21 protein-coding genes are annotated in these 16,845 nt (G+C 64.7%); 13 read left to right on the forward strand and 8 right to left on the reverse strand.

Annotated features, from left to right (window positions below):
• The first annotated feature begins 15 nt into the window (after nucleotides 1-15).
• Complete coding sequence (locus RFA01S_RS01610) at nucleotides 16-1,248, forward strand: hypothetical protein (RefSeq protein ID WP_139278355.1); 1,233 nt, start codon at nucleotides 16-18, stop codon at nucleotides 1,246-1,248.
• A gap of 22 nt (nucleotides 1,249-1,270) precedes the next feature.
• Here RFA01S_RS01610 and RFA01S_RS01615 read toward each other — a convergent pair whose 3' ends face one another.
• Nucleotides 1,271-2,971, reverse strand: coding sequence for a cutinase family protein (locus RFA01S_RS01615; RefSeq protein WP_052060785.1), 1,701 nt, complete (start codon nucleotides 2,969-2,971; stop codon nucleotides 1,271-1,273).
• A 104-nt stretch (nucleotides 2,972-3,075) separates the two neighbouring features.
• Here RFA01S_RS01615 and RFA01S_RS01620 point away from each other — a divergent pair, with 104 nt between their 5' ends.
• Genes RFA01S_RS01620 through RFA01S_RS01650 form a run of 7 tightly spaced genes read left to right on the forward strand, consistent with a single transcriptional unit; the run spans nucleotide 3,076 to nucleotide 9,076 of the window.
• Complete coding sequence (locus RFA01S_RS01620) at nucleotides 3,076-3,588, forward strand: GNAT family N-acetyltransferase (protein ID WP_238325142.1); 513 nt, start codon at nucleotides 3,076-3,078, stop codon at nucleotides 3,586-3,588.
• A gap of 26 nt (nucleotides 3,589-3,614) precedes the next feature.
• Nucleotides 3,615-3,863 (forward strand): hypothetical protein, encoded by a 249-nt coding sequence (locus tag RFA01S_RS01625; protein WP_032385296.1) that lies wholly within the window; start codon nucleotides 3,615-3,617, stop codon nucleotides 3,861-3,863.
• Nucleotides 3,860-6,046, forward strand: coding sequence for a heavy metal translocating P-type ATPase (locus RFA01S_RS01630; protein WP_032407781.1), 2,187 nt, complete (start codon nucleotides 3,860-3,862; stop codon nucleotides 6,044-6,046). Before RFA01S_RS01625 ends, RFA01S_RS01630 begins: the two co-directional genes overlap by 4 nt.
• 43 nt (nucleotides 6,047-6,089) lie before the next feature.
• Nucleotides 6,090-6,323: an RNA-binding S4 domain-containing protein gene (locus RFA01S_RS01635; RefSeq protein WP_027494925.1), complete on the forward strand. Its 234-nt coding sequence runs from the start codon at nucleotides 6,090-6,092 to the stop codon at nucleotides 6,321-6,323.
• Nucleotides 6,320-7,057, forward strand: a complete 738-nt coding sequence (locus tag RFA01S_RS01640; protein WP_032381923.1) for a class I SAM-dependent methyltransferase — start codon at nucleotides 6,320-6,322, stop codon at nucleotides 7,055-7,057. The genes RFA01S_RS01635 and RFA01S_RS01640 overlap by 4 nt, the downstream gene beginning before the upstream one ends.
• On the forward strand, nucleotides 7,054-8,571 hold the full coding sequence (locus RFA01S_RS01645) for an FAD-dependent oxidoreductase (protein WP_032407782.1): 1,518 nt from the start codon (nucleotides 7,054-7,056) through the stop codon (nucleotides 8,569-8,571). Before RFA01S_RS01640 ends, RFA01S_RS01645 begins: the two co-directional genes overlap by 4 nt.
• Before the next feature lie 49 nt (nucleotides 8,572-8,620).
• Nucleotides 8,621-9,076, forward strand: coding sequence for a GNAT family N-acetyltransferase (locus RFA01S_RS01650; protein WP_032407783.1), 456 nt, complete (start codon nucleotides 8,621-8,623; stop codon nucleotides 9,074-9,076).
• An 84-nt stretch (nucleotides 9,077-9,160) separates the two neighbouring features.
• Here RFA01S_RS01650 and RFA01S_RS01655 read toward each other — a convergent pair whose 3' ends face one another.
• Both RFA01S_RS01655 and RFA01S_RS01660 read right to left on the reverse strand, forming a co-directional pair.
• A complete protein-coding gene (locus tag RFA01S_RS01655; protein ID WP_027494921.1) occupies nucleotides 9,161-9,343 on the reverse strand; it encodes a hypothetical protein in 183 nt (60 codons plus the stop codon).
• 58 nt (nucleotides 9,344-9,401) lie between these two features.
• Nucleotides 9,402-9,851: an Hsp20/alpha crystallin family protein gene (locus RFA01S_RS01660; RefSeq protein WP_032407808.1), complete on the reverse strand. Its 450-nt coding sequence runs from the start codon at nucleotides 9,849-9,851 to the stop codon at nucleotides 9,402-9,404.
• A gap of 230 nt (nucleotides 9,852-10,081) precedes the next feature.
• On the opposite strand from RFA01S_RS01660, the gene RFA01S_RS01665 reads away from it, so the two are divergent.
• From RFA01S_RS01665 to RFA01S_RS01675, 3 genes are all read left to right on the forward strand, one after another.
• Nucleotides 10,082-10,585, forward strand: a complete 504-nt coding sequence (locus RFA01S_RS01665) for a GNAT family N-acetyltransferase (protein ID WP_032407809.1) — start codon at nucleotides 10,082-10,084, stop codon at nucleotides 10,583-10,585.
• A gap of 63 nt (nucleotides 10,586-10,648) precedes the next feature.
• On the forward strand, nucleotides 10,649-10,993 hold the full coding sequence (locus RFA01S_RS01670; protein WP_032371450.1) for an ArsR/SmtB family transcription factor: 345 nt from the start codon (nucleotides 10,649-10,651) through the stop codon (nucleotides 10,991-10,993).
• Nucleotides 10,990-11,457, forward strand: coding sequence for an SRPBCC family protein (locus RFA01S_RS01675; protein ID WP_032407784.1), 468 nt, complete (start codon nucleotides 10,990-10,992; stop codon nucleotides 11,455-11,457). Before RFA01S_RS01670 ends, RFA01S_RS01675 begins: the two co-directional genes overlap by 4 nt.
• A gap of 1 nt (nucleotide 11,458) precedes the next feature.
• Here the strand turns inward: RFA01S_RS01675 and RFA01S_RS01680 are convergent, their stop codons facing one another.
• The 3 genes from RFA01S_RS01680 to RFA01S_RS01690 all read right to left on the reverse strand — a co-directional run bounded on the left by RFA01S_RS01680 (nucleotide 11,459) and on the right by RFA01S_RS01690 (nucleotide 13,917).
• Nucleotides 11,459-12,478 (reverse strand): Rieske (2Fe-2S) protein, encoded by a 1,020-nt coding sequence (locus RFA01S_RS01680; protein WP_027494916.1) that lies wholly within the window; start codon nucleotides 12,476-12,478, stop codon nucleotides 11,459-11,461.
• Nucleotides 12,479-12,910: 432 nt separating this feature from the next.
• A complete protein-coding gene (locus RFA01S_RS01685; protein ID WP_032388787.1) occupies nucleotides 12,911-13,222 on the reverse strand; it encodes an AzlD domain-containing protein in 312 nt (103 codons plus the stop codon).
• Nucleotides 13,219-13,917, reverse strand: coding sequence for an AzlC family ABC transporter permease (locus tag RFA01S_RS01690; protein ID WP_032407785.1), 699 nt, complete (start codon nucleotides 13,915-13,917; stop codon nucleotides 13,219-13,221). Before RFA01S_RS01690 ends, RFA01S_RS01685 begins: the two co-directional genes overlap by 4 nt.
• Before the next feature lie 66 nt (nucleotides 13,918-13,983).
• Between RFA01S_RS01690 and RFA01S_RS01695 the strand changes: the two genes are divergently transcribed.
• The gene (locus tag RFA01S_RS01695; RefSeq protein ID WP_032367567.1) at nucleotides 13,984-14,541 is read left to right on the forward strand and encodes a helix-turn-helix domain-containing protein; all 558 of its coding nucleotides are present in this window, start codon (nucleotides 13,984-13,986) and stop codon (nucleotides 14,539-14,541) included.
• 182 nt (nucleotides 14,542-14,723) lie between these two features.
• Complete coding sequence (locus RFA01S_RS01700; RefSeq protein WP_032407786.1) at nucleotides 14,724-15,551, forward strand: SDR family oxidoreductase; 828 nt, start codon at nucleotides 14,724-14,726, stop codon at nucleotides 15,549-15,551.
• Between the two features lie 274 nt (nucleotides 15,552-15,825).
• On the opposite strand, the gene RFA01S_RS01705 is transcribed toward RFA01S_RS01700, so the two are convergent.
• Both RFA01S_RS01705 and RFA01S_RS01710 read right to left on the reverse strand, forming a co-directional pair.
• Nucleotides 15,826-16,170, reverse strand: a complete 345-nt coding sequence (locus RFA01S_RS01705; RefSeq protein ID WP_072692009.1) for a hypothetical protein — start codon at nucleotides 16,168-16,170, stop codon at nucleotides 15,826-15,828.
• A 71-nt stretch (nucleotides 16,171-16,241) separates the two neighbouring features.
• Nucleotides 16,242-16,796, reverse strand: a complete 555-nt coding sequence (locus RFA01S_RS01710) for a DUF3558 domain-containing protein (protein WP_052060787.1) — start codon at nucleotides 16,794-16,796, stop codon at nucleotides 16,242-16,244.
• Between the last annotated feature and the right edge of the window lie 49 nt (nucleotides 16,797-16,845).

Raw genomic sequence — 16,845 nt, forward strand, 5'->3', positions numbered from 1 at the left:
GGCATGATCGGCAGTATGAAAGTACTGTCGATGCTCGTGGCCGGCTTCGTTCTCGGCTATGCCATCAGTGACATCGGCCCCATCGAGTCGCTGGTGAACAGCACTGCGGAATTCGGGTCGTTCTGGTCGGTTGTCAACGGGCTCACAGTCGTTGCCGTCGCTGCCTGTGGGACGGCGGTCTCCGCGGCCCGGGCCAGTGCGCCAACTGCGACCATTGTGGCGATGGCAGCGCTGCTCGTCGTGGTGTTCCAGACCGTCGGAATGGTGCCCGGGATGCTCGGGCACTGGGCCGCTGCAGTGGGCACCGGTGTGCTGCTGGGTGCGGCCGCGGTTTTGTCGGGACACCACCGTGGTGCACAGGCCGCCCTGGGTGTCTCGGTTGTGGGCGCCGGGCTGCTGGGTTGTTGGCTCGATGCGCTGTTGCAGGCGAACGACGGTCCCGTCTTCGTCTGGGATGTGGTCGGTGCCGAGGACGATGTGGCGCCCGAGCGCGCGATCGTCATGGTGATCGCTGCAGTGGCCGCGGCAGTCACGTTGTTCCTGGCACGCCATCACGAGGTGGTGCAGCCACCCGAGACCCCGCGGATTCTGCTCGTCGGCCTGTCGCTGCCCGTCGTGGCAAGCGTCCTGAGCTGGATTGCGGCAGATGCCGATACGCGGAGCGTCGAGTGGCTCGTTGCTCTCGTCGGTATGGCGGCTTCCGCGCTGCTGGCGTCGTTCCTACTTCCGGGGCGGGACGGACGGCTGCTGCTGGTGTTGTTCGCAGTGTCGGCGACGGCCCTGGGCACCTCCGGCTTCGCCGCAGGAGATGCCGTTCGGTTGTGCGCGAGCGCAGCACTGTTGGTCGTGGGAGCCGGGATCGGTTACCGGTGGCCGCAGCTGTACATCGGGCTGGGCGGCCTGTTCGTCATCGCTGCTACGAGCCTGACGGAAAACTACGTCGAGATTCCGATCGTCTCGCAGTTCGCTCTGCCGCTCGTTGCGGCCTATGTTCTGGTCTCCGCGCTGGCGACGTCGCCCGGATCTCTGGCGATCTCACTGCCGGCGGTGTTCGTCATGGCGCTGCCCGTGACCGTGGTGTCCGCCGGCTACACACCGTCGTTGTCCATGGATGAATCGGTCATCTCACGCACAAGCGAGCCCGACCACCTGGTGCTGTCGGTGGCCGGGCTCGTGGTTCTTGCTGTGGTGACGGGTGCCGCTGTTCTGCTGGCGCGTCGCTCACCCGTCGTGCGTGGAAACTCGTAGTGGGCTACGAGTTTCCACACACCTACGGGGTGGGGGCGACAGTCGTCGTCGGAGCTGCGGCCTCGGGGGTGACCGGCGTTTCCGTGGCGGGCTCGGTGACGCATACCGGCGGTGCGCCCTCGACGGGTGTCTCACCCTCGACCGGAGTCGTGCAGGCCGGTTCTGCAGGCTCGGCAGCGGGAGCGGGTGCCGGCACCTCGGCCGCGGGGGCGGGGGCAGGCGCAACGGGGGCGGCCGGGGCAGCGGGGCTGGTGGTGACCGGTGCTGTCGTCGTTGCCGTCGGAGTTGCCGTTGCCGAGGTGGTGGTCTCGGGTGTGGCGGCGATGGCCTGGATTGCTGCGCGGCCTGCCTTCTCCTGTACTTCCTTGGTCTTCACCGGCTCGCCCCGGTTGGCCTGCTCGGCCAGCTGGGTCAGCCAGGCTGCGGCGTACTGGACCGAGGTCAGTGGCTTGCCGTTGGCGGCGTCGGCGTCGCGCCAGTAGTCGAAGTGGTGTCCCGAGCCGGGCCCGAGGGTCAGGCCGTAGGGATCGTTCATGATGACCGGGATCGTGTTCTGGTTGGACGAGATGAACCCGGTGATCTCCTTGAAGATCTTCTGCGGCAGGTACACCATGTCGACCATCTGGCCGGTCTCGATCGGCTCTTCACCATCGACCTTGGCCGAGACGGGGGTCGTTGCGGTGCCGGGCTTGTAGTTGGGCTCGGACACCTTGATCAGTACGTCGAGGAAGGTCTCGTCGCTCTGCATCCAATTGGGCTGCGACGCAATGTCGTTGAAGGCGTTGACTGCGATGCGTCCCAGTGCCAGAGCCAGATCGGCTCCGGTGGCCGGGGTGAGGTTCTCGTTCTGCAGCGCGTCGGCGTTGACCTGTCGACCGACGTTGGCGGCCAGGTGGATCAGCGACGTGTTGGCGGGCAGTGCGCAGGTCAGGTCGCCGTCGGAGCAGAAGGACGCGACGCGTCCGTCGAGTGCGCCGAAGCCGCCCGACGTTCCCGGCAATGCACCTTGTCCGGGGATGGCGTTGTTGCCGTTCTGGTACTTGGTGTCGAAACCGTCCGGGTTGCTGAACGGGTTCTCGGCACCGGGGAACGGTCCCTCGCCTGCGACGCGTCCCGCGTCGGCGAAGATGACGACGCCGACGACCTGCGAGGGGTCGATGATGCCGTACTTGCCGTCCTCGGGAACGGCCTGGTTGCCGATCTCCATGGCGGTGCGGCGAGCAACGTCTGCGCCTTCGCTGTAGCCGACGATGGCGAAGCGAGTCTTGGGGCAGGACGCGGAGATTTCCTTCATGATGGTCTGCGAGTTGGTGACGCCCGTCTGCACGGCGTTCTCGTAGCTCGCGAGGTCGGCCGGGTACTCGACGTAGACCGCGGCGTAGGAGTCGGGAACCACGTTGCCGTTGTTCGGAGCTCGCACGGCCTGGTCGATCCAGTCGCTCGAGTAGTCACCGGACATCGCTGCGGGGAGGCGGGTGCCGTCGGGCTTGGTCAGCCACTTGACGCCCTCGCGTGGGGTGTCGCCGCGTCCGCCGATGGCGATGCTCACCATGTCGTAGCAGGTCGATGTCGAGACCAGCTCGACGGAGGCCTCGACACTCGTTTCCGACGCAGACCAGGGTGCTGCCACCAGCACTCCGGCACCGAGTGCGCCGATCGCAAACGCGCTGAGCGCGATGCGCACACGCTTCGACTTGCCACCATTCATGTTTTCGATCCCCATCATCCACGCCCGAACCGATCCCGACTGCAATTGCCAGTGGGTTACCCGGCATTTCGTCGCTCGGATGGTTCGCGTTACAAAACGCTTCGTTTACCGTCGTGGACATGACTTTTCACGCCCGAATGACACCGATGGAATTAGCTCTGACCGATGGATCGACCTGCGTCGTGCGTGAGGCGGTGGCGTCGGACCTCGAGTCGATCGTGGCGCTGCTGGCGGACGACCAGTTGGGCGCGACGCGCGAATCCGTCGAGAACATGGACGGATATCGCACCGCTTTCGAGGACATTTCCTCCGATCCACGGAACGTGCTGGTCGTCGTAGTGCACGGTGACGAGGTGGTGGGAACTCTGCAGTCGACGGTCATTCCGGGACTGGCGCGAGGTGGTGCGTTGCGCGCTCAGATCGAAGCCGTACGGGTGGCCGCTACCTGGCGCAGCCGCGGGCTCGGTGGCGCGTTGATCGAGTGGGCGATCGAGGGGGCCACGCGGCGAGGGTGCGCTCTGGTGCAGCTGACGTCCGACTCGCGTCGAGTGGATGCCCACCGGTTCTACACCCGTCTGGGCTTCACTGCCTCACACGTCGGCTTCAAGAAGGCGATCGGCACTACCCACTAGATACCCTGGGGGGGTAGGGTAGGGATGTGAACTCCACACGACAGGAACTCGGCACCCCGACCAAGCTCGTCGGATTCGTCGTCGGTATAGCCCTCGTCTTCTTTCTTGCCCTGTTCGTCGGCCACGCGATCGGACCCGACGCGTCGCCCAGCGAACCGACGCATTCCGACCACGAGTCGCACGACGGAACATCTGCGCTCTATCCGGACTTCCAGCATCAGGGTGTCGTCCGCACGGCCACATTCGTCATCGAGGCAGAAGGGAATCGGGGATGAGTACGGAAACCGAACTGATTCTGGGCGGCATGACCTGTGCGTCGTGCGCCAACCGCATTGAGCGCAAGCTCAACAAGCTCGACGGGGTATCGGCGACGGTCAACTACGCCACCGAGAAGGCGCGCGTCACCAGCGACGGCGTCGCCACCCAGGATCTGATCGCCGCTGTCGAAGCCGCCGGTTACACCGCCACGCTGCCCGCCGCCGAGCCACAGGACGATCTCCCTACCGATCCGCTGAAACAGCGGTTGGTCGTCTCGGTAGTGCTCAGCATTCCGGTCATCGCGATGGCCATGATTCCGGCTCTCCAGTTCACCAACTGGCAGTGGCTGTCGTTGACTCTCGCCGCGCCGGTCGTCGTCTGGGGAGCGCTGCCGTTCCACCGCGCCGCGTGGACCAACCTGAAGCACGGTACGTCGACGATGGACACCCTCGTGAGCATGGGAACCCTTGCTGCACTGGGCTGGTCGCTGTATGCGCTGTTCTTCGGTACAGCCGGCGAGCCCGGCATGACGCATCCGTTCGAGTTCACTATCGCGCGGATGGACGGGGCGAGCAATATCTATCTCGAGGCGGCTGCGGGTGTCACCACCTTCATCCTGGCCGGCCGGTGGTTCGAGAGCAGGTCCAAGAGGCAGGCCGGTGCGGCGTTGCGCGCACTGATGGACCTCGGTGCCAAGACCGTCGCCGTGGTGAAAGGCGATGAGGAGCAACAGATTCCGATCGATCAGCTCTCCGTCGGCGATCTGTTCGTCGTTCGTCCGGGTGAGAAGATCGCCACGGACGGAACCGTCGAGAGTGGATCCTCGGCCGTCGATCGGTCGATGCTGACCGGCGAGTCGGTGCCGGTAGAGGTCGGGGCCGGCGACGCGGTGACCGGAGCCACGGTGAACGTCGGTGGTCGAATCACTGTGCGCGCCAGCAGAGTCGGTGCAGACACCCAGCTCGCGCAGATGGCGAAGGCGGTGGAAGATGCGCAGACCGGCAAGGCTCAGGCCCAGCGTCTGGCCGACCGCATCTCGGGGATCTTCGTGCCGATCGTCATCGCCATCTCGGTGGCAACGCTCGGATTCTGGCTCGGCACCGGCAATTCGGTGGCCGCTGCCTTCACGGCGGCGGTAGCCGTCCTGATCATCGCGTGCCCCTGCGCACTCGGGCTGGCCACCCCCACAGCACTGATGGTCGGCACCGGACGGGCGGCGCAGCTGGGGATTCTGATCAAGGGCCCCGAAATGCTCGAATCGACCCGCCGCATCGATACCGTCGTGCTGGACAAGACCGGCACCGTCACCACCGGTGAGATGACACTGCACTCGGTGCACGTGGCCGACGGTGAGGACGAGGACGTGGTCCGTGCCGTGGCGGCAGCGTTGGAATCGGGTTCGGAGCACCCCATCGCGCGGGCCATCGCAGGCGGGGCACTGTCCCAGTCGGTCGAGGAGTTCACCAGCCTCGAGGGTCTCGGTGTCCAGGGCGTCGTCGAGGGTCGCGCCTCGGTCATCGGCCGTCGCAGCCTGCTGGCCGACTGGTCGATGCCCCTGCCACCGGAACTGGCCGATGCCTTCGACGACGCCGAACGCCAGGGACGCACCGCCGTCGCAATCGGGTGGGACGGGAAGGCTCGCGGGGTTCTGGTGGTCTCCGACTCGGTCAAGCCGACGTCGAAGCAGGCCGTCGCAGAACTGCGCGAGCTGGGCCTGACGCCGGTCATGCTCACCGGCGACAACGAGGCCGCCGCCCGAACGATCGCCGCGGAGGTAGGCATCGAGCAGGTCGTTGCCGGTGTGCTGCCGTCGGGCAAGGTCGATGCCGTTCGTGAACTGCAGGCCGCAGGCAAGGTCGTGGCGATGGTCGGCGACGGCATCAACGACGCGGCAGCGCTGGCCACCGCCGACCTGGGCCTCGCGATGGGAACCGGAACCGATGTAGCGATCGCGGCGAGCGACCTGACGCTCGTCCGCGGCGACCTACGGGCCGTCGGCGATGCGATCCGGCTCTCGCGTCGCACGCTGAGCACCATCAAGGGCAATCTGTTCTGGGCGTTCGCCTACAACGTCGCGGCGATCCCCCTCGCGGCCGCGGGCCTGCTCAACCCGATGCTCGCCGGGGCTGCAATGGCGCTGTCCTCGGTGTTCGTGGTGAGCAACAGCCTGCGGTTGCGCCGCTTCCGCGCCGCGATGTGACTCGTTGGTAGCAGCGAGCGGCCCGCTAGTACAGGATGGAGACATGTCCGATGCACACGATGTCCCCATCCGCGACGAATCGATCCGGCTGGGCCAATTCCTCAAGCTCGCCAACCTGATCGAATCCGGTGCCGAAGCCAAGGGCATCATCGCCGACGGCCTGGTCAGCGTCAACGGGGACGTGGACATCCGCCGCGGACGGCAGTTGCAGCACGGAGATGTCGTATCGGTCCAGGGTGGGCCAGCTGCCCGCGTGAGCAAGGAAGAGGCACTGTGAAGGTCGGTAAGCGCGGTCTGCCGCGAAACGAAGTTCCCGGCGCATTCGACGTCGGTGCCAAAGCGTACGACCGACTCGTCGGAGCGAACCCCGGCTACCACGAGCACCTCGTCAAGTCCGCGCAGCGCCTCCGCATTCCCGATCTCGGAAGCGGACTGCGCCTGCTCGATATCGGTTGCGGTACGGGTGCGTCCACCGCAGCGCTGCTCGAAGCGGCACCGCACGCCGAGATCGTCGCCGCCGACGCGTCCGCCGAGATGCTCGAGGTCGCCCGGAGCAAGGACTGGCCGTCGAACGTCACGTTCGTGCACTCGCGGGTGGAGGATCTGGCCGTGAACGGGGTCGACGGGCCGTTCGACGCCATCCTGGCCGCATATCTGATCAGGAACGTCGACGACCCCGACGCCGAACTCAAATCGCTACTGGCACTGCTGCGTCCGGGTTCGACGATCGCGTTCCACGAATACTCGGTGCACGATTCACTGCGTGCTCGCATCTCCTGGAACGTCGTGAGCTGGGGCATCATCATCCCGCTGGGCTGGCTCGCGACGCGAGACGCCACGTTGTATCGGCACCTGTGGCGCAGCGTCGTCACGTTCGACGGCGCATCGGCGTTCATGCGACGGATGCAGCGTGCGGGCTACAGCGGTGTCGCCCGAGAGACGATGACCGGATGGCAGAACGGTGTGGTGCACACGTTCCTGGGCTCTCGACCCGCGAAGGAAGAGCGTTGACCGATTCCAAGAAGGTCACCCATGCTGCGGTGCAAGGATATTCGGACGCAGGCCAGCTGGCCGACGTCCCGCATGTGGTGGTGGTGGGCGGCGGTATCGCGGGACTGAGCGCCGCGACCGCGCTGGCCGAACGCGGCGTCAAGGTCCATCTTGTCGAACGTGAAAGCTACCTCGGTGGCCGCGTCGGTGGCTGGGACACGACGCTGGAGGACGGCTCGCCCGCGACGATGAGCCGCGGCTTCCACGCGTTCTTCCGGCAGTACTACAACCTGCGAAACCTGCTGCGCCGCACCGACCCCGACCTGGCGCGTCTACGCCCGGTCGACGATTACCCGCTGATCGACGGCGACGGTCGTATCGACGGATTCAAGGGTCTGCCCGAGACGCCACCGCTCAATGCGTTCGCGTTCGTCAAGCGCAGTCCGACGTTCCGGTGGAAGGACCTCACCGACCTCAACGGAATCGCCGCCCTGCCACTGATGACGGTGAGCGTGCCGAAGACCTTCGACGAACTCGACACCACTCCCGCGGCGGAGTTCCTGCGTAACATCAACTTCCCCGAAGCGGCACGCCATCTGGCGTTCGGGGTGTTCTCACGCAGCTTCTTCGCCGACCCGGAGGAGATGTCGGCTGCCGAACTGGCGATGATGTTCCACATCTACTTCCTCGGCTCCTCCGAGGGTTTGATCTTCGATGTCCCCCGCGATCCCTACCCACAGGCACTGTGGAACCCGTTGGGGGAGTACCTCAGCGGTCTCGGTGTCGAGATCAGAACGTCCACTCCGTGTGGCGAGATCACCCGCGGTGGCCTGCGCAAGTTCCGCGTCGACGCCGGCGGAATCATCGACGCCGACGCGGTGGTCCTCGCTACCGACATCGCCGGATTGCAGCGGGTGCTCGAGCAATCCCCCGAGCTCGGGACGCCGGCGTGGCGCAAGCAGATCGGCGCGCTGCAGAACACCCCGCCTTTCATGGTCCACCGCGTGTGGCTGAGCAAGGCGGTGAATGCCGATCGTCCCGCGTTCATCGGCACCGGCGGTATGCCTCCGATCGACAACATCAGTGTGCTCGAGCGGTTCGAGGACGAGGCCGCGGAGTGGGCAGCGAGGACCGGAGGTTCCGTGGTCGAACTGCATGCCTACGCCGCCGAGGAATCCGAGGAGGTCACCCGCGCGCAGCTGATGGCTCGCATGCGCGAGATCTACCCGGAAACCGCTGCGGCAGAGGTGATCGCCGAACGATCCGAATGGCGAGACGACTGCCCGATGTTCGGCCTCGGAGCATTCGCCGAGCGGCCCACCGTGCGCACCCCCGAGCCCTCGCTGGTACTCGCGGGTGACGGCATTCGGATCGATCTGCCCGTTGCTCTCATGGAACGTGCCGCCACCACCGGACTGCAGGCAGCGAACACCCTGCTGGCGGGTTGGGGCGTCACCGGCCACGATATCGAAACCGTCCCCACGAGTGGACGATTCAAGATGTTCGACGCTTTGGAGCGGCTTCGCCGCAGGTGAGTGGTATTTCGTAGCAGGGGTCGAACTTCCACTCACGACAGGAGGTTGCATGCGTCTCGAGGTCGATGATCTGTCGCGGCCGCAAGTCGGTGCGTTGCTCGTCGAGCACCTCGCAGACATGCACGCGACGTCCCCGGCAGAGAGTGTTCACGCCCTGGACCTGTCGGGTCTGCGCGGCGCGGATATGCGGGTGTGGACGGCGTGGGAGGCCGGGGCACTGCTCGGAATTGCCGCGCTGAAGACACTCACTCCTGAACACGGTGAACTGAAGTCGATGCGCACTTCGGGTTTCGCGCGGGGCCGCGGGGTGGCGTCCGGACTGCTCGAGCACGTTCTGACGGAGGCGCGGCGGCTGGGATTCGAGCGCGTCAGCCTCGAGACGGGCACCCAGGACTACTTCGCCGCAGCCCGACGCCTCTACGAGCGACACGGATTCATCGCAGTGCCCCCGTTCGGCGTTTACGTCGTGGACCCGTCGAGCACGTTCTACTCGTTGGTCCTGTGACTTCTGGCCTTCTGACTGGTTGCTCGGTGCGGCAATGACGCAGGCCGGCACCGAATGTCGGTGCCGGCCTTGCGGTCGTTCGGATCACGCAGCGACGGGCTCTCGCGGTACGTGCGGGTAGAGGTCGTCGTCGACCGGCTCTGCACGCTGCTGATCCAGTAGATCGGCCGTGGCGCATTCCCGGATCCCGGTCCCGACCCCGAGAACCGTGCGCCACCATTGGTCACGATCGGGAGATTCCGGCCAGACCACGGTATCCGTTTCCATATGAATCACCCTCCCTGAGTAGTTCGACAGTGCTCGATGTGCTTGTGCGCGTGACGGATCAGGTCGATTGGTGTTCGATGGATCTCTGCTCGCCGGTCAGCTCTGCACGAGCGATGTCGACCTTGCGCGGCTTCGCTCGCTCGGCAAGCGGAATGGTGATCGACAGGACGCCGTTGTCGTACGACGCCGAGATTTCCTCGGTGTCGACGCCGTCGCCCAGCGAGATCTGTCGACGGAACGTTCCGGCGAACCGTTCCGATGAAACCCACTGCACGCCGGAGCTTTCCGGCACGGTTCGTTGCGCGGTGAGCGTCAATGTGCCGCGATCGACGTCGACGTCGATGGACCCCGGGTCGACGCCGGGAAGGTCGGCACTGAGTACGTAGTGATCGTCGACCTTGTACAGATCCATGGGCATGAATCGCGGTGCGCGGTCCGAACCGGTAGACGCACCCAACAATGCCGAGGTGAGCGAATCGACGTCACGGAACGGATCGAAACGAAGCACAGCAACCACCTCCTGTACCCAGATGCGCTCGCCCCTGTGGCGAGGCGCCTCCTCAACTGTGCAACACAAAAACTAGCACTCGATTGCGGCGAGTGCCAAGACCTTTACGGCACATTTTCGGAAATTTCTTCGACCCAATAGTGCTGCGGCGCAATGGGGGTGGCGTGCAGCAGTCGGTGTGACGGTCGAACGGCCGCCTCGCTCGAATGCTGCAACCTACACTCGGTCCGATGGTCACCATCGTGCCGTACGTCCCCCGGTATCGGGCCGAGTTGCTCGCGCTGTCGCTTCGCGCGTGGGAACCGGTGTTTCCGCTCGTGCAGGAGGCGGTCCCGTGGTTCGTGTACGACTCCTTCTATCCCCAGGGGTGGCAGGCGCGTCAGTACGACGATCTCGCATCCGTCGTCGACGACGAACCCGAGAGCGTGGACGTGGCCGTGGACGGTGACACGCCGGTCGGCTGGGTCTGTACCCGCCTGCACCCGAACGACGACATGGGTGAGGTGTACGTCCTGGTGGTCGACCCAGCTCAGCAGCGAGCCGGCGTCGGAAGGGCGCTCCTCGATCGGTCTTTCGCGCGAGTGAGATCCGCCGGAATGCGAATGGTAATGGTCGAGACCGGTGACGATCCCGGTCATGCGCCGGCGCGGTCGGTCTACGAGAAGAGTGGTTTCGAGCGGTGGCCCGTCGCCCGCTATTTCAAGGACCTCGCCGAGACTGATGGTTGTGGCTAGTCCGACCCGAGCCGACGATACTGTGCCCTTGCGCTAAGTATTCTCGTGGAGATACTGTGCCTTATGGCTCAGTATTCCGAGGTCCTCGACGACGTGTTCCAAGCGTTGGCCGATCCGACGCGGCGTGCAGTACTGGGCCGACTGGGGTCCGGGCCTGCCACCGTGGGGGAACTGGCCGAACCATTCGACATGACTCTGCCGTCGTTCATGAAACATATTCATGTACTCGAGCGCAGCGGATGGATTCGCACCCACAAGACCGGACGTGTACGCGCATGCACGATCGAGCGAACCAACCTGGATGCGGCCTCCACGTGGCTGGAACAGCAACGGTCCGTGTGGGAATCCAGAACCGACCGTCTCGAACAGTTCGTCACCCGATCCTCGAAAGAGAGTGAGCAGCAATGACTTCCTTCGATCCCGAACTCGACCTGAGTATCTCCCGCATCATCGCGGTTCCGCGCGAGACGGTGTGGGATGCGTGGGCCGACCCGTCGAAGTTCGAGAAATGGTGGATTCCCGCACCTACTCTGTGCCGAGTGGATGCGTGGGACTTGCAGCCCGGAGGCGCATTCCGAACGCTGATGAGTGAACCCGGAGGAGACTTCGAACCGCACATCGACGGATGCTTCCTCGCCGTCGACCCTCAGGAACGCATCGTGTTCACCAACTCCCTCGTCGAAGGTTGGCGACCTGCCCCACAACTGTTCATGACCGCGGTGATCACGTTCGCCGACCATCCCGACGGGACGGAGTACCGGGCGCACGTGATGCACCGCAACGTAGAAGACCGAAAGATGCACGAGGAGTTGGGTTTCGAAGACGGATGGGGAACCGTCATCGGCCAACTCGCCGCACTCGTCGAAAGTTAGATCACGCGCGACCCGTCGAGCGCAGTTCGTAACGACGTTCGGCGTAATCGAGGTCGTCCTTCCACAGACGTGCGGCGGTGAAATTCATCGCCGGACGCAGCAATCCCGAGACCTTGCGCGCCATCTGGAAGCCGGGTCGATCCGAGCTCGCGATCGTCGCCTCGATGACCGCCGTCCGCGGGGTGCCGTCGGGCGCAGGAGCCAGCGGAGTCGCGTGAGTCTCGACGACGCTTCCCGCCCCCTCACCGTCGAGGATGCGCATGACGATGGTGCGTGGGCCGGGGCAGACGAACTCGGCTCGAACCGGAACACCGATGCCGCGACTGACGCGGAACGTGACATCGACCAGGAAGCGATCGTCCTCCTCGGGCACATCGATGTCGGTGGGCGCGCTCACCACTTTCAACCTCGCGAACGAGTACGGATGGAACCATGCGCCGTGCCACGGATCGAGGCGATTGGCGATGATGTCGTCCGGTTCGCACTTCCCGATCAACGTGACGACACCAGGAATGGACGTCGACGCAGGGGGCCTGATCGGAACCACCGGCACCGGCGTCGGCTCCTCGCCGCCCAGCTCGTCGAGCCGGACCCACACCAGAACACCGTCGTCGAACGCAGGAACCGGCCGCCAGCCAGCCTTACCCTTCGGACCCAACGCCAGCCCATGCCACCGGCACACCAACGCGTCGCACTCGATCTTCGCGGTATCGAGCGCCGCCCCGAGATGCGGACACGCACCCGGACCGATATGCACCTTGCCCGCCGAATCCCGCCACGCAACCAACTCGGTGGTACCGACATAGCGACCGAACGGCTTGTCGGCCTTCACGTCGCGACTGGCAGCGAAAACGAACCAATTACCCGACGTCCGAGTCTTCGCACGCTTCAACGCTGACTCGATGACCTGGGGATTCGCACCCTTCCACGTCGGCTCCTGCTTGGCCCACGACTCCGACGGAAGCGGCTGAAGTGGCATCGTCTTCGGCCAACGTCGTCGTACTGCATCCAGCGCGGTCATTGCTGCTCCCCACATCGAGACATTGTGTTCATTGTCCATTGTCCCCGCCCGGGGGTACTCGATGTGACGTCGAGTGGACTTTTCGGGGGTCAATGTCACATCTAGTGGACCCAGGGTGCCGGTGAACGGGGAGCGGTGCACGAGGTCAGGTGGGTCCAGTGGGGGTCGGCGGTTCACGCTGCGCCGGTCAACTGATGTCAGCGCCCACAATTCGGCTCGAAACGCGGGATCCCGTGGATGCAGAGAAATAGTGGGCGCTCTGGTCAGTAAGCGAGGTGGCCCGGGTGGCAATGGGCTTGTTGCCGTGTCGGTAGTCCGCGAAGGGGCGATGGCTGTTACCCGTGTTCCCCATCCGATGCACTCAATGTGACATTTGGTGGACTTTTCGGGGGTCAATGTCACATCTAGTGGACTTGGGGTGCCGCGGTTCGGTCAGGCGACACCGAACCAGCGGAGGGCAGCGGTGGTCGCGGCAGCGGCGATCACGATGACGACGAAGGGTGCTTTGCGCCAGGCGAGGATTCCGGCGACGGTGACGCCGATAGGGGCTGCGAAGCCCGCGAAGTCCTTGCCCACGAGCAGGGTCGAGGTGGCGATGAGGGCCACGAATACGACGGCGACCGAGGTGGACATGACGCGGTCGATGCGGGGCGAGATGGTCATGCGCGAGCGCAGGGCCGGACCGATGAGGCGGAGCGCGAAAGTGCCGACGATCATGGCGATCAGCGGAATCGTGAGGCTCATGCGGATTCCTTGTCTGCGGCGGGCTTGGTGGACAGCAGTGCGGGCACCACGGCGATCAGCGAGAGGAGCACCGGCAGTCCGCTCGGTAGGAACATCGACGCTGCCAGGGCGATCCCTGCGCCGACGAGTGCGGCATTGCGCGTGCCCCGATCTCGGAGCGCAGGCATGATCAGTCCGAGCAGGATTGCCGGAAATGCGGCGTCGAGTCCGAGTGCGGCGGTATCGGTGATTGCGCCACCACCGAGAGTGCCGATCACCACCCCGATGTTCCAGGTGACGAACAGTCCGATTCCGCACAGCCAGAACGCGGTTCGACGCCGTCCTTCGTCTTCTTCGGCGACGCTGAATGCGACCGCTTCGTCGGTGATCAGGTGGGTGCCGAGCAGTCGCTTCCATAGCGAGACGTTGTCGAAAACGGATCCTATGGAGAATCCGAGCGGTACGAGCCGAGTGTTCGCGAGCAACGCGCTCGCCACGGCGGCGACGGGGTTGCCGCCGACGGCCAGGATGCCGACGAAGATGAATTGGGATGAGCCCGCGAAGACCACCAGGGACATCACGACCGGTAGCCACAGTGGCAGGTCGGCGGCTACGGCGATGGCACCGAACGAGGCCCCGACCAAGGCGTCGGCCAGACAAACCAACGCGATGTCGCGGATGTTGACCCCCTGCAGGGTTCGCCATGTCGAACGCATGGTCGTTATAGTGGACGATGTTAAGCTGTTCGTCAAATCAAACGAACGTACCGATGGAGTGAACGAATGGCGGACGCCGGACCACCGATCGCAGCCATCGCTGCCGCTCTGCAGCAGGAGCGGCGACGCGTCGGCCTCTCGCTGGCCGAGGTGGCGCGCCGCGCCGGAATTGCGAAATCGACTCTGTCGCAACTGGAATCGGGTACGGGGAATCCAAGTCTGGAAACTCTGTGGGCGCTCAGCGTCACCCTGGACGTGCCGTTCTCCAGACTGGTCGAGCCCGCGAAGCAGTCGGTCCGCCTGATCCGTGCGGGCGAGGGGCCAAGATTTGCATCGGACCGGGCGGACTACTCCGCGACGCTGCTGGCGTCGTCTCCGCCGAACGCGCGACGAGACATCTATCTGGTCAGTGCGGACGTGGGCGAGCCCAGGCGCTCGGACCCTCATTCCCCCGGCGTGGTCGAGCACGTGGTGCTCAGCGCCGGACGAGCGCTGGTGGGGCCGGTGGGCGAGGCAGTCGAACTGTTGCCCGGCGACTATGTCGCCTACCCCGGCGACGCGCTGCATATCTTCGAGGCGCTGGAGCCGAACACCATGGCGGTGATGATCACCGAGCACAGCTGAACGGAACGCAGTTGACGTGCGGGGAATAGTCGGCGGACGTACCCCGTTGGACTCTTTCGACGGCGTTCGCTTGGCAAGCCCCGGGCCTCACCCCATTTGTCGCTACGAGCGACCACTCGCCGAGAGGCGTTTGCAGCGGACGTCGTCCTTACTTTTGTCCGTGTAGCGAAGGGACGAGATTCATGGCAGCCAAGACGTGGTTCATCACCGGCACCTCCAAGGGATTCGGACGCGAGTGGGCTATTGCAGCCCTCGACCGCGGTGATCGAGTCGCAGCCACCGCTCGCAACACGGCGACACTGCACGATCTCGTGGAAAAATACGGCGACGCGATTCTGCCGATCGAGCTGGATGTGAACGACCGCGCTGCCGACTTCGCAGCAGTCGCTCTGGCGCACAAGACCTTCGGATCGCTCGACATCGTCGTCAACAACGCCGGCTACGGCCAGTTCGGGATGATCGAAGAGATCTCCGAGGAGGACGCCCGCGCGCAGATCGAGACCAATGTCTTCGGAGCGCTGTGGGTCACTCAGGCCGCGTTGCCGTTCATGCGTGAGCAGGGCAGCGGCCACATCCTGCAGGTGTCGTCCATCGGCGGAATCTCCGCATTCCCCAATGTCGGTGCGTACCACGCGTCCAAGTGGGCCCTCGAAGGATTCAGTCAGGCCCTGGCGCAGGAGGTCGAGGACTTCGGTATCCATGTGACGCTGATCGAACCGGGTGGGTTCTCCACCGACTGGGCCGGTCCGTCCGCCAAGAAGTCCACCGACATCGCCGCGTACGACCCGATTCGGAAGAAGGCCGCCGAACTGCGGAGTGCAAGGCAGGCGACTCCTGGCGATCCGGTAGCTACGCGTTCGGCGCTGCTCAAGGTCGTCGACGCCGAAAAGCCGCCGCTGCGAGTCTTTTTCGGCGAGGCACCGCTCCAGATCGCGACGACGGACTACGAATCACGCCTGGCGAACTGGCGCGAATGGCAGCCCGTGGCCGTCGAGGCGCACGGAGGCTGAGTCTCCACCACGCGAACCTCTAGGTGTGGCTCTAACCTGGGCGGCCTTGATCCGTCTCAGGAGGCTTGCTTGCAGCTACGCTCCGGATGCGACGAAAACGCGGGGAGGCGGGGATTCACGCCCATCGTCGGGATCCACACCTCGTCGGTGGGGTGTGCCTGACGGCTGAGGGCGCGGATCGAGTGGTGGCGTTCTCGCAGTTGCGAGCCGGTGTAGCGGCGACTGGACAACGACAACCGCGAGGTCGATGTCCAGCGAATAGTGCTGCAGGCCGTCAGTTCTCTGGAGTGAGCGCGACGATATTCGCGGCCGTTCTGCTGTCGACTTCTGCCGTCTCGTCGAAGTAGCGCCGAAACAACGTTCGCATCGAATCGATGACGTCGATGTGCTGCTGCAGTATGACGTCGAGTGACGTGTCTTTGCCCGTCGCAAGGCGAGCGAACCTGCTCTGTAGAGCCTGAGCAGACGGCAAATTCCCCCAACTCTTGGTTTCGTACAAGACCGCCGCTTTGCGCCTCATGTCGTTCAGATGCGCGAGGTAGGCGACGCAGGCCGCATCGCATTTCGAGGCGACATCGGGCGGAATGGTGAGTGTGCCGGCGTCGGCTTGACTGTTCATGTCCTGCCACTGTGCAAGGAGGTCCGGCTTCACTGGGGCCACGGTCTACGCGTCCTTCCATCGACGAAAATTCAGCTGGGTAGTACGGGATCGAGCACGGCGACCAGGGCGTTCAGTTCAATGCACGGGTCGTACCGTGGCGCGTGAACCTGACCATCGGTCAGCAGTGTCGCTCGAATCAGATGAGGGCCTGCAGTGAAGGCGAGGCCGCAATTAAGGGCCGAGTCGGAGGAGACCTGTTGATACTGGGTGGCATTACGGGTGCCCACCCGAACTGGCCGAAGCCGGTCGAAGTAGCTCGGGTCGTCAATGAAGTCCAATGTCTCGAGTCCGGAGATCAACGACACGTAGTACTGGTTGTCTGGAGGGCTTTCCTCCCAGCCGCAAATTTTGAATCCGTTTTGATCGCGGCCGAACACCCCCGATTCCTTGGAGTCGACGTTCAATCCCGCCTGCTCGATGGCGTCGTCGGGGACGGTGCATGGATCCCACGGCGTCGGTGCGGCGACGGCGGTGTTGGTCGTCGCGATGACTTCGGGGACTGCGGTACCGTCTTGGCCCGTCGAACACGCGGTGAGCAGGAGCAGACCTACTGCGATTGCCTCCCATCGACTGCTTCGATGCATGTTCGCTGTCCTTTCCCAAGAGCCCATCTACGGGTTGGACGCAACGGAG

Source organism: Rhodococcoides fascians NBRC 12155 = LMG 3623 (genome assembly GCF_001894785.1).
GTDB classification, from domain to species: Bacteria; Actinomycetota; Actinomycetes; order Mycobacteriales; family Mycobacteriaceae; genus Rhodococcoides; species Rhodococcoides fascians.

What these genes read in the sequence shown, in the direction of transcription:
- RFA01S_RS01610 (WP_139278355.1), top strand. Translation starts at nt 16, where the DNA reads ATGAAAGTACTGTCGATGCTCGTGGCCGGCTTCGTTCTCGGCTATGCC.
- RFA01S_RS01615 (WP_052060785.1), bottom strand. Translation starts at nt 2,971, where the DNA reads ATGGGGATCGAAAACATGAATGGTGGCAAGTCGAAGCGTGTGCGCATC.
- RFA01S_RS01620 (WP_238325142.1), top strand. Translation starts at nt 3,076, where the DNA reads ATGACTTTTCACGCCCGAATGACACCGATGGAATTAGCTCTGACCGAT.
- RFA01S_RS01630 (WP_032407781.1), top strand. Translation starts at nt 3,860, where the DNA reads ATGAGTACGGAAACCGAACTGATTCTGGGCGGCATGACCTGTGCGTCG.
- RFA01S_RS01635 (WP_027494925.1), top strand. Translation starts at nt 6,090, where the DNA reads ATGTCCGATGCACACGATGTCCCCATCCGCGACGAATCGATCCGGCTG.
- RFA01S_RS01650 (WP_032407783.1), top strand. Translation starts at nt 8,621, where the DNA reads ATGCGTCTCGAGGTCGATGATCTGTCGCGGCCGCAAGTCGGTGCGTTG.
- RFA01S_RS01655 (WP_027494921.1), bottom strand. Translation starts at nt 9,343, where the DNA reads ATGGAAACGGATACCGTGGTCTGGCCGGAATCTCCCGATCGTGACCAA.
- RFA01S_RS01665 (WP_032407809.1), top strand. Translation starts at nt 10,082, where the DNA reads ATGGTCACCATCGTGCCGTACGTCCCCCGGTATCGGGCCGAGTTGCTC.
- RFA01S_RS01670 (WP_032371450.1), top strand. Translation starts at nt 10,649, where the DNA reads ATGGCTCAGTATTCCGAGGTCCTCGACGACGTGTTCCAAGCGTTGGCC.
- RFA01S_RS01675 (WP_032407784.1), top strand. Translation starts at nt 10,990, where the DNA reads ATGACTTCCTTCGATCCCGAACTCGACCTGAGTATCTCCCGCATCATC.
- RFA01S_RS01680 (WP_027494916.1), bottom strand. Translation starts at nt 12,478, where the DNA reads ATGACCGCGCTGGATGCAGTACGACGACGTTGGCCGAAGACGATGCCA.
- RFA01S_RS01685 (WP_032388787.1), bottom strand. Translation starts at nt 13,222, where the DNA reads ATGAGCCTCACGATTCCGCTGATCGCCATGATCGTCGGCACTTTCGCG.
- RFA01S_RS01690 (WP_032407785.1), bottom strand. Translation starts at nt 13,917, where the DNA reads ATGCGTTCGACATGGCGAACCCTGCAGGGGGTCAACATCCGCGACATC.
- RFA01S_RS01695 (WP_032367567.1), top strand. Translation starts at nt 13,984, where the DNA reads ATGGCGGACGCCGGACCACCGATCGCAGCCATCGCTGCCGCTCTGCAG.
- RFA01S_RS01700 (WP_032407786.1), top strand. Translation starts at nt 14,724, where the DNA reads ATGGCAGCCAAGACGTGGTTCATCACCGGCACCTCCAAGGGATTCGGA.
- RFA01S_RS01705 (WP_072692009.1), bottom strand. Translation starts at nt 16,170, where the DNA reads ATGAACAGTCAAGCCGACGCCGGCACACTCACCATTCCGCCCGATGTC.
- RFA01S_RS01710 (WP_052060787.1), bottom strand. Translation starts at nt 16,796, where the DNA reads ATGCATCGAAGCAGTCGATGGGAGGCAATCGCAGTAGGTCTGCTCCTG.